Source organism: Paraburkholderia sp. BR10936 (genome assembly GCF_040965735.1).
Classification (GTDB): Bacteria; Pseudomonadota; Gammaproteobacteria; order Burkholderiales; family Burkholderiaceae; genus Paraburkholderia; species Paraburkholderia nodosa_A.
The window spans coordinates 165,154-179,169 of sequence record NZ_JBFRCM010000005.1 but is presented as its reverse complement, the minus strand read 5'-3'; the positions used below and the strand labels follow the sequence as shown (position 1 = coordinate 179,169).

The 14,016-nt window shown below is 62.0% G+C and carries 13 protein-coding genes and 2 tRNA genes; 10 read left to right on the top strand and 5 right to left on the bottom strand.

Annotation, left to right across the window (positions count from 1 at the left end):
- Positions 1-366 precede the first annotated feature (366 nt).
- Both AB4Y36_RS13095 and AB4Y36_RS13090 read left to right on the top strand, forming a co-directional pair.
- Positions 367-451, top strand: a tRNA-Leu gene (locus tag AB4Y36_RS13095).
- 273 nt (positions 452-724) lie between these two features.
- Positions 725-800, top strand: a tRNA-Ala gene (locus tag AB4Y36_RS13090).
- Positions 801-908: 108 nt separating this feature from the next.
- Here the strand turns inward: AB4Y36_RS13090 and AB4Y36_RS13085 are convergent.
- Positions 909-1,409, bottom strand: a complete 501-nt coding sequence (locus AB4Y36_RS13085; protein ID WP_342949775.1) for an Lrp/AsnC family transcriptional regulator — start codon at positions 1,407-1,409, stop codon at positions 909-911.
- 195 nt (positions 1,410-1,604) lie between these two features.
- Between AB4Y36_RS13085 and AB4Y36_RS13080 the strand changes: the two genes are divergently transcribed.
- The 4 genes from AB4Y36_RS13080 to AB4Y36_RS13065 all read left to right on the top strand — a co-directional run bounded on the left by AB4Y36_RS13080 (position 1,605) and on the right by AB4Y36_RS13065 (position 5,901).
- A complete protein-coding gene (locus AB4Y36_RS13080; protein WP_368602739.1) occupies positions 1,605-2,621 on the top strand; it encodes a 1-aminocyclopropane-1-carboxylate deaminase in 1,017 nt (338 codons plus the stop codon).
- Between the two features lie 369 nt (positions 2,622-2,990).
- On the top strand, positions 2,991-4,661 hold the full coding sequence (locus tag AB4Y36_RS13075; RefSeq protein WP_368683165.1) for an MASE1 domain-containing protein: 1,671 nt from the start codon (positions 2,991-2,993) through the stop codon (positions 4,659-4,661).
- 28 nt (positions 4,662-4,689) lie between these two features.
- Positions 4,690-5,307 (top strand): response regulator transcription factor, encoded by a 618-nt coding sequence (locus tag AB4Y36_RS13070; RefSeq protein ID WP_342949778.1) that lies wholly within the window; start codon positions 4,690-4,692, stop codon positions 5,305-5,307.
- A gap of 285 nt (positions 5,308-5,592) precedes the next feature.
- A complete protein-coding gene (locus AB4Y36_RS13065) occupies positions 5,593-5,901 on the top strand; it encodes a DUF4148 domain-containing protein (protein ID WP_069263525.1) in 309 nt (102 codons plus the stop codon).
- A 142-nt stretch (positions 5,902-6,043) separates the two neighbouring features.
- Here the strand turns inward: AB4Y36_RS13065 and AB4Y36_RS13060 are convergent, their stop codons facing one another.
- Positions 6,044-6,616 (bottom strand): isochorismatase family cysteine hydrolase, encoded by a 573-nt coding sequence (locus AB4Y36_RS13060; RefSeq protein ID WP_368683164.1) that lies wholly within the window; start codon positions 6,614-6,616, stop codon positions 6,044-6,046.
- Between the two features lie 227 nt (positions 6,617-6,843).
- On the opposite strand from AB4Y36_RS13060, the gene AB4Y36_RS13055 reads away from it, so the two are divergent.
- From AB4Y36_RS13055 to AB4Y36_RS13045, 3 genes are all read left to right on the top strand, one after another.
- A complete protein-coding gene (locus AB4Y36_RS13055) occupies positions 6,844-7,401 on the top strand; it encodes a glutathione S-transferase family protein (protein ID WP_368683343.1) in 558 nt (185 codons plus the stop codon).
- Between the two features lie 218 nt (positions 7,402-7,619).
- Entirely contained in the window at positions 7,620-8,576 is a 957-nt protein-coding gene (locus tag AB4Y36_RS13050) for an alpha/beta hydrolase family protein (protein WP_368683163.1), read from the top strand.
- Between the two features lie 292 nt (positions 8,577-8,868).
- The gene (locus AB4Y36_RS13045; protein ID WP_342949782.1) at positions 8,869-9,771 is read left to right on the top strand and encodes a DMT family transporter; all 903 of its coding nucleotides are present in this window, start codon (positions 8,869-8,871) and stop codon (positions 9,769-9,771) included.
- A gap of 49 nt (positions 9,772-9,820) precedes the next feature.
- Here AB4Y36_RS13045 and AB4Y36_RS13040 read toward each other — a convergent pair whose 3' ends face one another.
- The 3 genes from AB4Y36_RS13040 to gcvA all read right to left on the bottom strand — a co-directional run bounded on the left by AB4Y36_RS13040 (position 9,821) and on the right by gcvA (position 12,579).
- Positions 9,821-11,203 carry an MFS transporter gene (locus tag AB4Y36_RS13040; protein WP_368683162.1) on the bottom strand — a complete coding sequence of 461 codons (1,383 nt, stop codon included), beginning with the start codon at positions 11,201-11,203 and terminating at the stop codon, positions 9,821-9,823.
- A 34-nt stretch (positions 11,204-11,237) separates the two neighbouring features.
- Positions 11,238-11,549 (bottom strand): winged helix-turn-helix transcriptional regulator, encoded by a 312-nt coding sequence (locus AB4Y36_RS13035; protein WP_256094589.1) that lies wholly within the window; start codon positions 11,547-11,549, stop codon positions 11,238-11,240.
- A gap of 130 nt (positions 11,550-11,679) precedes the next feature.
- Positions 11,680-12,579 carry a transcriptional regulator GcvA gene (gcvA, locus tag AB4Y36_RS13030; protein WP_368683161.1) on the bottom strand — a complete coding sequence of 300 codons (900 nt, stop codon included), beginning with the start codon at positions 12,577-12,579 and terminating at the stop codon, positions 11,680-11,682.
- 144 nt (positions 12,580-12,723) lie between these two features.
- Between gcvA and AB4Y36_RS13025 the strand changes: the two genes are divergently transcribed.
- Positions 12,724-14,007 carry an adenylosuccinate synthase gene (locus AB4Y36_RS13025; RefSeq protein WP_368683160.1) on the top strand — a complete coding sequence of 428 codons (1,284 nt, stop codon included), beginning with the start codon at positions 12,724-12,726 and terminating at the stop codon, positions 14,005-14,007.
- The last annotated feature ends 9 nt before the right edge of the window (positions 14,008-14,016 follow it).

The window sequence follows — 14,016 nt, the reverse complement described above, 5'->3', positions numbered from 1 at the left end:
CAGACATGTTCCCGGATCACTGCAGAATGCCGGCGCGGGCGCCACGCAGGGCGAACTTTTGCCGGCACGCGCGATGCGCTCAGGGCGATATTAACTGCGGAGGTAGTCATGAGCGACCAAAGAAAGGCTGGAGATTGCGGCCAATCGGCGCTGCTGGAGTGCGGCGGGGTCGAATCACCGGGCGTGGGACTCGGGCGCACGCCTGAATTGACTTCAACGCCGGAGTTTTAAGCGTTGGCGCGGGGCTTCAAAAAATCTTCGCGCGGGGCCTTCAAAAATGCGCGGCGAGTCGATACAATGGCGACCCTTCGAGCCCACGAGGCGAGAAGAGACGGGATCTTTACGCGTCCCGAGTTGTATTGGATTGCCGACGTGGTGAAATTGGTAGACACGCTATCTTGAGGGGGTAGTGGCGAAAGCTGTGCGAGTTCGAGTCTCGCCGTCGGCACCAAAATTGAATCGAGTATCATGCACAGAACTGCGTGATGATACTGGTACGAATTGCATTCGCGCGCTTCTGCTGCGAATGGCGCAAGAGAGCCGGCTGATAAGCCGGCTTTTTATTTTGCGGGCAATCGTAAGGACTCCAGCATAGTTCCAGGCGAGCGCGGGAGTGCTTGCGAGGATGCGTGCGCCGCGTATATAATCGCCGCTCTTCGAGCAGGTCCGCAAGCTGACCTGTTCGATTCTGCGTCATCCCACTGGCGCAGAAGCCGTTCTGCATGGGGGTATAGCTCAGCTGGGAGAGCGCTTGCATGGCATGCAAGAGGTCAGCGGTTCGATCCCGCTTACCTCCACCAACAGAACGCGTGGCCTTCGAGCACGTTGCTTCATCATCCTGATTCACTTCCCCGCATCGCATCGAAATTCGCGCAGCCATTTTCAATGGATTGCATTCGCGCGCACCGTCACAGCGGTAACGCATGCGTCGACAGAATCTCCTTGAGCACCATGAAGCTGCGAACCTGCCGCACGCCCGGCAAGTACAACAACTGCTCCGCATGCAGCTGGTTGAAGCTTTCGTTGTCGCGCGTGCGCACCAGCATGAAGTAATCGAATTCGCCGGTCACGACGTGGCATTCCACACAGCCTGAAACCTTCTGGGCCGCTTTCTCGAATGCGGCGAACGCCTCGGGCGTCGAGCGGTCGAGCACGAAGCCGATCACGACCAGCATGCCTGCGCCGAGCGCCTTCGGGTCGAGCAGCGCGACGATTCCGCGTATCAGCCCTAACTCCTTGAGCCGTTCCACACGCCGCAGGCACGCGGGCGCACTGAGCTTCACCCTGGCAGCGAGGCTGACATTTGAAATCGATGCGTCCTGCTGCAAATGCCTGAGGATCGCGCGATCGATGCGATCCAATGCAGGCGGCTCATTCGGCGTAGCGGGAGAGTGTCTGGTTAATTTCATTGCGTCGTTTAACCGTTTTGCACATTAAAAGTTTTTCGAAGCCAAAAAGAATGCTTTAAACGTAGGCCGTCGATATTTTTTTAGCAAGCTCATTTCGCGGCATCGCGCCTAACATTTCTCCATCGGATTGCGCGTTCCAGGCGCGTACCGACCGTTGACCACGCCCCGCATGAGCCGACCTCCCGGAGATATTCGATGAACCTCCAGCGTTTTCCCCGTTATCCACTCACTTTCGGACCCACGCCCATCCAACCGCTCAAGCGCCTGAGCCAGCACCTCGGCGGCAAGGTCGAGCTCTACGCGAAGCGCGAGGACTGCAACAGCGGACTCGCGTTTGGCGGCAACAAGACGCGCAAGCTCGAGTACCTGATTCCCGACGCGCTCGCTCAAGGTTGCGACACGCTAGTCTCGATTGGCGGCATCCAGTCGAACCAGACGCGTCAGGTTGCAGCCGTCGCTGCGCATCTCGGCATGAAGTGCGTGCTGGTCCAGGAGAACTGGGTCAACTATTCCGATGCCGTCTACGACCGCGTAGGCAACATCCAGATGTCACGCATGATGGGCGCGGACGTGCGGCTCGTGCCAGACGGTTTCGACATCGGCATTCGACCGAGCTGGGAGGAGGCGCTAGAGAGCGTGCGCGCGGCGGGTGGCAAACCGTATGCGATACCGGCGGGCTGCTCGGAGCATCCGCTCGGCGGCCTCGGTTTCGTGGGCTTTGCCGAGGAGGTGCGGGCGCAGGAGGCGCAATTGGGCTTCAAGTTCGACTACATCGTCGTGTGCTCGGTGACGGGCAGCACGCAGGCGGGCATGGTGGTCGGCTTCGCGGCGGACGGCCGGGCGGACCGCGTGATCGGCATCGACGCTTCGGCTACGCCGGAGAAGACCCACGCGCAAATCACGCGCATCGCACGTCATACCGCCGGGCTCGTCGATCTCAACCGCGATATCAGCGACAAGGACGTGATTCTCGACACACGTTACGGCGGCCCGGAGTACGGGCTGCCGAACGAAGGCACGCTGGAGGCGATTCGTTTGTGTGCGCGGTTGGAGGGCGTGCTGACCGACCCCGTGTACGAGGGCAAGTCGATGCACGGCATGATCGACAAAGTGCGCCGTGGCGAATTCGAGCCCGGGTCGAAGGTGCTGTACGCGCATCTGGGCGGCGTGCCGGCTTTGAGCGCGTACAGCTTTATTTTCCGCGACGGCTGAGTTCAAACGCGGTTCGCTGGCGCGCGAGGCGGACGCCACGGTCTTTGACTTTGATCACGGTGTGCATCCGACCAGCACCAACGAGCGAAGAACCTGACGTTGTTGAAAGGCGTTACGACATGAGGCCGTAAACGGTTCGATGTTTGCGGCGTTGGCGACCATCAGCGAAATGACGCCGTAACGTGAAGCGCTTCACGCATAAGGCGTGCTGTGTAGTGTTTGATTAACGCGGTGGGTGCCACCACAATCATAAAGTCAGGTCGGGAACAAGCGCCGAGTGACTCACGGACTGACGGGCGGCTCCCTCCGCGTTCGCCCCCGGGGGGCACGTAGCGTATCCGCACTCCGGCTTCCGGATTGGAAGCGAAAATGGCTACCGTTCGGGACACTTCCAGATTCAGCCTTTTCCTGCACACCGGAATGGTCGCCCTGGCGTATTTCGCCGGTGCAAAGCTAGGCCTTTCCTATGCGGTAGTGGGCGGCGCAATCTCACTCGTATGGCCTTCCAGCGGCATCGCACTCGTTGCGCTGCTCGCACTCGGCATCGAAGTCGCCCCGGGTATTGCCGTCGGGTCCTTCCTCGCCAACGTGTCGAGCGGCGTGCCTGCTGCCGTGGCCGCGGCGATAAGCATCGGCTCCATGGCTGGACCGTTGACGGCAGCGCTATTGCTCAACCGCGCGACACGATTCCGGATCACCCTTGCGCGCATCAACGATGTATTGGCCTTCATCGCCCTCGCTGCGGTGGCGAGTACGGGGGTCAGTGCGCTGATCGGCACGACCGCCCTGCTGGGAGGGGGACTCGTGCCTGCCGCCCGGTACGCCGCAGCCTTTCTGAAATGGTGGCTCGGCGACATGATGGGGGTTCTCGTCGTGGCGCCGGCCCTGTTCAGCCTCCTCACGTATTCAAACCCTGTGCGATCCGCACAGCGGATCGTGGAAGCGTGCGGACTGATTGCTGCGACCTTTTGGGTGAGCTACCTCATCTTCGGTGCCCCGCAACTTGCGGGGCACGGCTACTACCCGGCAGCGCTCGCGATCTTTCCATTCATTATCTGGGCGGCGCTGCGCTTCGATCGCCTTGGCGCGAGCATCGTCACGCTAGTGGTCTCGGTCGTGGCTATCTGGGGCACTACCCACGGTACGGGGCCCTTTGCCGCCGAATCTCCTGTGGACAGCCTGGTGAGGTGGTGCGCCTTCGCGAACGTCGTGGCGGTGACGGGACTGTTGCTGGCGGCGGCACGCGCTCAGGAACAGGGCGCCCATGATCTGCTGCAGGCGGCCCACATCGAACTCGAGCGACGCGTGGAGGAGCGTACCGAAGACCTCGCGAAGGCGAACAACGAGCTAAAAGATGAGATGCAGCGACGCCGTTTGCTGGAGGGCGAGCTGATCCGGATCGGCGATCAGCAGCAGAGACTCATCGGCCAGGAACTGCACGACGGACTTGGGCAACACCTGACCAGCCTGGGACTGTACTGCGCGGCGTTGAATCAGAAACTGCAGACCCAGGGCCACCCGGCCGCCGCTGACGCCGCTACCGTCGTCGGCCTCGCGAAGCAGGCGTCCCTGATGACCCGCAGGATTGCTCACGGCCTTGATCCGGTCGCGATGGAATACGGCGGACTTGCGGACGCACTGCAAGCGCTGGCGGAGACGGCTGGCGCGCTCGATGGCGTAGATTGCAAGCTGCGGATCGCGCCGGATGTGGACTTGCTGGACCCGCTGCTGCAGATCAACCTGTACCGAGCCGCACAGGAAGCCGTCAACAACGCGCTGAAATATTGTCGTGGCCACCGCATCTGGATCGACCTCGAGCGGGCGGGCGGTCTGCAGACGCTCTCGATCAGCGACGATGGGGTAGGCATCGGCCCTGAGGAAATGGAGCGTGCCGCGGGTCTTGGACTGCACAACCTGCGCCACCGGGCGAGCCTTCTGGGCGGCTCCTGCACCGTGACCCGCAACGGCTTGGGCGGCACCACCGTCGCCATTAGCTATCCGCTACCGGAGGGTACTGGCCGTGCAGAGGAAATGCGCTAGCCCAGGCCGTGCGACTCAAATCCTGATCGTGGATGACCACCCCATCATCCGGGACGGGATGACGCTCTTGCTCAATCTGCAAGAGGATCTGCACGTCTGCGGTGCAGCGGGCAGCGCCGACGAAGCGCTCGCGGCGATGAAGTGTCTGCCCGACATGGCCATTGTGGACATCAGCCTGCAGACGGACTCCGGCCTCGAGCTGGTCAAGACGCTGCGGCACCGTTATCCGGATCTGGCAATCCTTGTCCTTAGCATGCACGACGAAAGCCTGTTTGCCGAACGCGCACTGCGGTCCGGGGCAAACGGGTATCTCATGAAACTCGAGGCCACGGAGCATGTCGTGAGCGCTATCCGCGAAGTGCTGGCGGGCAATATCTACATGAGCGCCGCCATGCACGAGAAGCTGGCGCGGGCGCTTGCCGTCCCACACAAAAAGGCCGAGAGCCAAATTGCGAACCTTTCGGAACGGGAATTCGAAGTTCTGCACCTGATCGGACTCGGCTTCAGCACCCGCGATATCGCAGAGAAGCTGAACCGGAGCGTGAAGACCATCGAAGCACACCAGGCCAATATCAAGGAAAAGCTGAACATCCGTAGCGGCAAGGAGCTGACGCGCTTCGCCATTCAGTGGATCGAGAGCCAATAGGGCTGAGCCAGCCCGCCGAATAAGGCAATCCCCTAGCCTCTTTTAGGACAGGTGCCTGGTCCATGCACATGGAGTCGGCGCATACAGTCTTATCTACCCAACGCCGACGCTCTGTCGCCGGGCGTTTGCCGAAGCCGTGCAGCAGCAAGCGCATGGCGATGCGAGCCTGCGCGACGCTCGCTGTCGCAGCCCTCGAGCGCCGATAGTTTGCATATGTTCAACCCAGTCGTGCTCAAGGCAAGGAGGTTCGCCTTGAGCAAGATCTCGTTCGTTGCAGGAGGAATCATGAAATACCTTGCTCAAACTGTCGTTATCCTTACCATCGCGGCTGCTCCGGTGCTCTCGCTCGCACAGTCGAACGGCCCCGTGACAACTGAACAAGTTCGCGCCGAACTCGTCCAGCTCGAACAGGCTGGCTATCACGTCGGTGACGGCGACAATGCAAGCTATCCAGCCGATATCCAGGCTGCCGAAGCGCGCGTGGCTGCGCAGAACGGCGGGAGCAGTTACGGCGGGATGGTCAGCGGATCGTCAGCGTCTGGCGCGCCCGCGGCGGCCATTCCCGGTTTGAAGCCGGTTTACTTCGGTCAGTAAGACAGTGCGCCGACGCACTGTCCTGAGTGGTCTCACAGCACGTCGCACCAACGCATCACACGTTACGCGAAAGCCCCTCTTCTGAATCGAGAGGGGCTTTTTGATTGCTTCGCGGGATTTGGGGGAGAGAAGGCGAGGATATCTAGGCGAGCAGCAGCAAGGCATCCGCGAGCGAGAGTACCGTGGTGCGCGAATCGAATGCGGTGGAGAACAGGTGTTCATGTACCACCGGATCCGGGTCATAGCAGCAATCCTTGACCGTATACAGGCGGAAGTCCGCGTCGCTCGCATACGCGACCGACGACAGCACAACACCGGTCGATGCGATGCCGACCATAATCAGCGAATCGACACCTTGTGCGAGAAGTCGTGCCTGCAAGTCGGTGCCGAAGAACACGCTGGCCCGGTGTGCAACGATGACGGGTTCGCAAGCCTGCCGCCCTAACTCCGGCGGGATATGGTCGTCGACAAAGAGACCGAGTTGCTTGATTCCCTGCCCATTCTTGTTCAATGGGCTGACTTCCGGATAGCCCGGGCTGAAGCGGAGGTTGGCGAAATAAACGTTGACGCCTTTGGTCCGCGCCGCGTCGCAGAGCTTGCGCGTATTGGCAAGCAAGGCCGGCGCGACCGATGGGAAGAGCCCGAGAATGTCGGTCTGATAGTGCATGACGAGAAGCGCGGTTTGGGCCGGCGCGATTGGCGGGATCGACTCCATTCACAGTTCTCCTGTCTCTCGACACGGGGTTCATATTCACAACGCGAGAACGTCGAACGCGGAGAAGCATGTATTGCGAACGCGACGTTCCACTGCCGTGCAAATAGTACTTTATGTCGTCGCGCATGGTTAGCCATGCAGACGAAGTATCGTCTGCGTGTCGGTTTGAGTCGGTCCGCATTTTCGCCCGCAACAATTGCCGCCCCTAATACACTGACACTGGAAATATCACCTGGGGTACGGTTGGTCAAAATCAACAATCTCCCTGGACGAGCGCCTTCCTCAAGCTCAACCCCTCAGGCGCTGTGCCAGCGCTCGAACTGGAAGACGGCCGCGCCCTGTCCGAGTCGAATGCGATCCTTCAGTTTCTGTCTGAGGGGACCGCCTTCCTGCCTTCTGAGCGATTCGGGCGCGCCAAGGTTGCTCAATGGCTCAGCTTCGAGCAGTACTACATCGAACCGGTCATCGGCTCCTTGCGTTTCTGGACATTGACGGGGCGGTTAAAGCGTAATGCTGCGATGGTCCCAGACAAACAGGAGACCGCCACGAAGGCGCTGCGAGCCCTCGATCGGTCCCTGACGGATGCGGCCTTCCTGGTCGGTGACGGCCTGTCCATTGCTGACATATCGATCTACGCATATACCCACCTGGCAGGCGATATCGGTATCGACTTGCCAGCCTACCGTGCACTCGCTGCCTGGCTCTCGCGCGTCGCTGCCGAGATTGGTCCCAACACTCCCGTGCATCCTTACACCATCGATCCGCACGCCATCGTGCGTGACTAGAGGGCGCGCGAAGTTGCGAGCTGACGAATCGCGCGTCCAGCGATTGAGCGTTTGGTCTGCTTGGGAAATCGGACACCTGAGCGACCGCATCATCCGAAATCCCGCCGTTGGCGCACGGGGATAAAATCAGGATCCGACCGAATTCGACCTTCGAGCCGTTTCGCAGTGATACCGCCGATCAGGATATTGGAAGCAGACAACTCGCCTCGCAAACCCACATGAAAACGTCCATATTGGCCGTTCTGTTGTGCCTGTCTACGGCAATTGCACACGCCGCGGGAATAAAGTTCGCGCAGATTCCGGCTGATGCCGCCGGTCCGGCATTAAAAGCGATCGTGTGGACACCGTGTGCTGAGCCTGCCCAGGAGGTGCCGATCGGTCCATATGTCCTGAAGGGGCGGCGCGACTGTCCGACCGTTGGCGAAAAGCTTCCCCTCGTAGTCATTTCGCACGGCTATGGCGGATCGTACCTTGGCCACAGAGACCTTGCCGAGACGCTGGCCGAGGCGGGCTTTGTCGTGGCGGCAATCAATCATCCAGGCGATACATTCTCTGATATGACCCGGGCCGACGATATGTCTGTGTTCGTCGAGCGACCGACCGACATCAAGCGTCTTATCGATTACATGTTGAGAACCGCCCCCGACGCAGCCAGAATCGACCCGCAACGGATAGGCTTTTTTGGCTTTTCGCGCGGCGGCTACACGGGCCTGGTGTTGGCCGGCGGCAACCCGGATTTCCCGCACGCCGATATTACGTGCCCGGACCCGGGCGCCCCGATTTGCAAACAGGTTCGAAGTGGAGTGGTGTCCACCGAACACCTGACTCATGACGCACGGATCAAAGCCTTTGTGCTGGCGGACCCGTTCAATGCATTCCCAACCGCGGCGAGCCTGAAGAATGTGCAAGCGCCAATTCAGCTTTGGGCTTCCCAGTTCGGTGGCGCCGGCGTGCTGCCGCGCAACGCCGACGCACTCGCCAGGACCCTTCCTCACAGGCCTGAATATCACATTGTTTCCAGCGCGGCGCATTTTGCTTTTCTTGCTCCATGTCCTGCGGCAATGAAGAACAATGAGCCGGACCTCTGCGTCGATGCGAACGGCTTCAACCGGATAGTCTTTCACAAGCAGTTTGACGAAATGGTGCTCACGTTTTTTCAAGCGAATCTTCGGTAGATCCCAGCATGGTCCGGCGGACCGCACGTACCGGATGAGGCGGGCGGCGAGCGTCCATTGCACCTTGAAAGTTGCCGTTCGTGCGTGCTGGCAACCAGAACGCGCCGGCCGCATACAAACTCGCATCGCGCCGCAATATACGTTGCGATGCCGTTCGAGCTGGTGCAGCCTTAAATGCAACTGTTCGGCAATTGCCACCTGCCTGTCCGTTCAAGTCGCGGTCGGCCACTTTCGCCATTTGGACGCAGGCCATATGCGATGATGCCAATACTCACCACATCTGCGCATCGCCATGCCATCATCCAGCGCAACACGAACGACATCGCTTGCGCTGAACAGCGTGGCCACCATACTGGCTTCGATGTTTTGCTTCGCTGTAGTGGATGCACTGGCGAAGACAGTCGCGCTGCAATATCCAGCAAATGAAGTCACCTTCTTCCGGATGCTCTTCGGTCTGGTGCCGGCAGTCGCGATGTGCTGCCGTGGGCGTCTTTCGATAACTGAGCGCCTGGCCAACATCGACATCAAAGGGCAGACTGCACGTGCGCTGACGCTCCTCGGCGCCTCAGGACTTTTCTTTGCCGGCTTGCCTTACGTCCCATTGGGAGAAGCGGTTGCACTCGCGTATTCGGAAACGCTAATCGTCATCCTGCTCGCGCCTTTGGTTTTGCGAGAGCGATTGACGGGAAGTGGAGTCGCCGCGGCGCTCGTCGGATTCTGCGGTGTGCTGCTCGTGGTGCGCCCGGGTGGCGGTCAGTCGAGCTGGCTCGGTCCAGTGTTCCTTCTCCTCAGTGCTTTCTTCGGCGCGCTGTCCATCGTCCAGATCAAACGCATACGATCTACCGACGACTCGGTGACGACGGTTCTGTTTTTCACCCTCGTAGGGACGGTCGTTACCGGTCTTACTGTCGTGTTCAACTGGCGCACCCCATCTGTAAAGGCGCTCTTGATCATGGCACTTCTTGGCGCGTTCGCGACCGCAGGTCAGATCTTGATGACGGTCGCTTTTCGCCAGGCGGACGTCGGGAAGCTCGCACCGTATAACTACACGAGCATCGTCTGGGCGGCGCTATTCGGTTACGTCATCTGGGGCGAGATGCTTCAGCCGCTGTCACTGGTGGGAATTGCACTCATCGTCGGCAGCGCCATTTCGGTCTCGGTTAGCCGGAAAGACAAGGAAGGACCGCTCGCCTGACGTGTCATCCGCCGGCGTTCGGCCGGGAGGCATGACGTAGGGTAGACACTCAACGCTGCCGATGGAGACTTTCGTTGACCGCATGCGAGCCATCGGCAAAGCCACCATCCTCGGACACCTCACCGGTATCGACGGTCTCAGATGCCGCGCCCGTTTCTGCAGGCGGCAGCGGTCCGGCCGCGTCGTCGCCGAGCAAGGGGCGCTCGGGGTGCACGAACAGCCATAGCAGCGCACCGCAGGCGGCCGCCGCGCCGATCACGATCATGCCGCTTGCCCAGCTGTGCGTCACCTTGACGATCAACGCCAGCGTCATGGGGCCCGCGACGTTCGAGAGGGCGCCCCACACGTTCGTCCAGCCCGACATGACACCGGCGAACGCGCGCCCGAGATCCTGCGTGGCCGACCACACGACCACCTGCACGAATCCCACCGCGGCAAAAGAGAGGCACAGCAAGCCGATGACCATCGCCATCGATTCCGCGCGCGAGGCCGCCGTCAATGCGAGCGCGCTCACGACGAATCCGGTCATTGCAACGGGCGTGCGCGCCCGATAGATCGAGCCGGTTTTTCGAAGCAGCCAGTCGCTGAATGCCCCCGCGACGAATACCGCCACGAACACGGCAACCCAGGGCAACGATGCGTACAGACCCATCGCCTTGAGCGATAGCCCGCGCGCACGCATGAGATAGGTCGGCAGCCACGTCGTGTAGAAGCTCTGGATCAGCACCAGCAGGAAGTACTGGACACCGAAGATCCAGAAGCGCGGCTGCTTCAGGCAGCGCCTGAGCGCACCCCTGGCTGCCACGCGCTCGGGTGGCTGGCCGGCGGCGATGTACTCGACTTCCGCCTTTGTGATGAGCGGGTGTGCCGCCGGCGTGTCGCGGTAGCCGAACCACCAGATCGCGCCGAGCAGCAGGCCCAGTGCGCCGAATCCGAAGAAAACGGCGTGCCAGCCGAACCGGGCGATGGTCCACGCCGTGAGCGGCGCCGAAACGATCGGGCCAAGATAGAGCCCGGCGAGCAGCAGGGCATTGCCTTTCGCACGCTCGCTGGCCGGAACCCAGCGCTTGAGCGCGACGACACTGCTCGACCAGTCCGCAGACTGCGCCCCGCCCAGCACGAGGCGGCATCCGAAGAGCCAGGCGAACGAGGTGCCCAGCGGCGTGGCGAGCATCATGAGCGACCAGAGCGTGCTCGTGCCGAACAGCACCTTGCGCGACCCGAAGCGCTCGGCAGCACGGCCGGCCGGTATCTGCCCGATTGCATACGCCCAGAAGTAGATCGTGAGAATCATCGACATCTCGACGATCGACAGGCCCAGTTCATTCTGGATCGTCGGGGCCGCGACAGCCATGGCCGTGCGGTCGAGCGTCATCACGAACGTCAGTGGCGCAACGAGCATTGCCACGATCTTCCAGCGGAGATGGTTCACGGTGTGCAACATCCCTTGTATGAAAAACCGCGAATTACGCCTCGCGGTCGGCGTGATCGGGATCGGCGGCGTCGAACCCTTGCGGATCGCGCTCGGCCCACTGATGCGCCCAGGCCAGCAGCGGCTGCAATGCGGCCAGAAGCTTCCTGCCTTCGGCTGTCATGCGGTAACCGCCATCGCCATGCGCGACGAGACCGGACGCCCGCAATTCCGCGAGCCGCGTATTGAGCAGGCGGGCATTGGTGTCGCACGCTTCCTGGAGTGCGCGAAACGTCAGCGCCTCGCCGCGAAGTTCCCACAGTATCCGCAGTGCGGTACGCCGCCCGAGCAGGTCCAGCACGACCATGATTGGCCGTCCGGTGGTCGAGCCGCGTACAGGTTGTCCTGGCCGTGGAATTTTCATGCTTTACTTTTTAAAGCATCGAGTCCGCACTGTCAACCGGCGACCGCGGAGCAGGCGCTGCGCCAATCCAGCGCTACGCGTGATGTGAAAAGCGCTGGCCGAGTTCGCGCAACCAGGCCAGAAAGGTGTTGATCGCAGGATCCTCGAGGCGTGCTTCGCGGACATAGCTGCAATAGCGCCATGCCGGCAGGGCGGGGCCGTCGAACGGGAAGACGAGACGGCCCTCTTTGACGTCGAGCGCGACGAGCGCGGTAGGTCCCATTGCGATCCCCAGGCCGTCGATGGCGGCTTGCAGGGTCAAATAAAAGTGATCGAGTTGCTGGGAATGGCGCGTGGCAAGCCCGGGGTGGCCGCTCGCGGCAAGCCATTCCGCCCAAAGGCCGGGATAGGTCGCCGTGTGAAGCAGAGTGTGGTGCGCGAGGTCCGAAACACGGCGTATCGGATGAGACTCCAGTACCTTGGGCGAGCACACCGGCAGCCGGACTTCCGATAAAAACTCCTTGACCGCATAGCCCGCCGATTTTTGCTCGCTGCCGCGAATCGCCACGTCGCATTCGTCGCCGAGCTTTTCGATTGGCTCGTCCGAAGTCGTCAGCCGGACCTCCACTGCCGGATGGGTCAGCTGGAAGCTCGAAAGCTGCGGCAATAGCCAGCGCAACGCGAACGTCGTCGGCGCGTTGACCCTCACGATCTGCGCGCGCGTGGCCCGAAGCTGCTCACTGGTGGCCAGCGCGATGCGATCCAGCGCCGCCGATACCTCGGCCAGGTAGGCGCGCCCCGACGCAGTCAAGACGACCCTGCGGCCGCGGCGTTCGAACAGATCGAGTCCAAGCCAGTCCTCCAGTTGCCGAACTTGTCGGCTGACGGCCCCGTGCGTGACGCAAAGCTCCTCGGCCGCCATGGAAAAGCTCTCCGCGCGGGCGGCGGCTTCGAATACGCGCAGGGCGTTCAACGGCGGCAGACGACGCGACATCGACCGGATTCCTATGTGACTTTTCCTGACAAGTGCCGTGAGTTTACATCGCTTTTCGTGGCGGCGGAGTCGCCCTATATTGAGCCCCTTTGCAGCAGCTCCGGTTCTGGATCTGTTCGATTAACTCACCAGGTAAAATCTCGCATGTCGAATGTCGTCGTGGTCGGCGCGCAGTGGGGCGATGAGGGAAAGGGCCGGATCGTCGACTGGCTCGCGGAGAAGGCGGATATCGTCGTCCGTTACAACGGTGGCCACAACGCCGGTCACACGCTCGTGGTGGACGGCCGGACCTACAAGCTGGCGCTGCTGCCCAGCGGCGTCGTGCGCGGGAAGCTAGGCCTGATCGGCAATGGCGTCGCGCTCGATCCCGAGGCGCTGCTCGCGGAGATCGACCGCATGGCGGCGCTGGGTATCCGCGTCACGCCGGAGGTGTTGCAGATCGCCGAGACGGCCGCGCTGGTGCTGCCGGTGCATCGCGCGCTCGACGCTGCCCAGGAACGGATGCGTGCGAAGCCGCTCGGCACCACCTTGCGCGGCATTGGGCCGGCGTACGAGGATAAGGTTGGGCGCCGCGGCCTGCGCGTGTGCGACCTGGCCGAACCGGACCTGCTGGCCGAGAAGCTCGACGTTCTGCTCGAGCACCACAACGCGTGGCTTCGCGGCTCGGGCCAGGCGCCATTCCCGCGCGAGCCGATGCTGAGCGGCCTGCTTGCCATGGCGCCGCGCATCCTGCCGTTCGTGGGCCGCGTCTGGGAACAGCTCGACCACGCCCATTCGTCGGGCAAGCGCGTCGTGTTCGAAGGCTCGCAGGCGATCATGCTCGACGTGGATTGGGGCAGCTACCCCTATGTGACGTCGTCGAGCACCATCGCCGCGGGCGCGGCCAGCGGGACCGGCATCGCGCCTTCGCAACTGGGGCGGGTGCTTGGCGTCAGCAAGGTCTATGCGACGCGCGTCGGCGAAGGCCCGTTCACGTCGGAACTGGACGGCGCGCTCGGCGAAGTGCTCCGGCAGCGCGGCGGTGAGTACGGGGTCAACACCGGCCGCCCGCGACGCTGCGGCTGGCTGGACACCGTGCAACTGCGTCAAAGCTGCAAGGTCGCAGGCATCAACCAGCTCGCGCTGACCAAGCTCGATGTGCTCGATGGCTTCGAGTCGCTGCAGCTCTGTGTGGGCTACATGCTCGATGGGGCGCGCATCGACTACATGCCATCCACGAACGCCGAGCAGCAGCGTCTGCAGCCGGTTCTCAGGCGCTTCGACGGCTGGGCCGGTTCGACCCGGGGCGTGCGCTCCTATGGCGACCTGCCGCCACAGGCAGCGGCGCTGATCGAAGCGATCCAGAACGAAGTCGGCGTGCCCGCGGCGATTGTCACCACCGGCCCTGAACGCGACGATGCGATTGTCCTGCAATCCCCATTCGCGTAATGCCCGAAT

Bases quoted from the DNA above. Each gene is read 5' to 3' on its own strand.
- AB4Y36_RS13085 (WP_342949775.1), bottom strand. From the start codon at position 1,409: ATGAAATTAACCAGACACTCTCCCGCTACGCCGAATGAGCCGCCTGCA.
- AB4Y36_RS13080 (WP_368602739.1), top strand. From the start codon at position 1,605: ATGAACCTCCAGCGTTTTCCCCGTTATCCACTCACTTTCGGACCCACG.
- AB4Y36_RS13075 (WP_368683165.1), top strand. From the start codon at position 2,991: ATGGCTACCGTTCGGGACACTTCCAGATTCAGCCTTTTCCTGCACACC.
- AB4Y36_RS13065 (WP_069263525.1), top strand. From the start codon at position 5,593: ATGAAATACCTTGCTCAAACTGTCGTTATCCTTACCATCGCGGCTGCT.
- AB4Y36_RS13060 (WP_368683164.1), bottom strand. From the start codon at position 6,616: ATGGAGTCGATCCCGCCAATCGCGCCGGCCCAAACCGCGCTTCTCGTC.
- AB4Y36_RS13050 (WP_368683163.1), top strand. From the start codon at position 7,620: ATGAAAACGTCCATATTGGCCGTTCTGTTGTGCCTGTCTACGGCAATT.
- AB4Y36_RS13045 (WP_342949782.1), top strand. From the start codon at position 8,869: ATGCCATCATCCAGCGCAACACGAACGACATCGCTTGCGCTGAACAGC.
- AB4Y36_RS13035 (WP_256094589.1), bottom strand. From the start codon at position 11,549: ATGGTCGTGCTGGACCTGCTCGGGCGGCGTACCGCACTGCGGATACTG.
- gcvA (WP_368683161.1), bottom strand. From the start codon at position 12,579: ATGTCGCGTCGTCTGCCGCCGTTGAACGCCCTGCGCGTATTCGAAGCC.
- AB4Y36_RS13025 (WP_368683160.1), top strand. From the start codon at position 12,724: ATGTCGAATGTCGTCGTGGTCGGCGCGCAGTGGGGCGATGAGGGAAAG.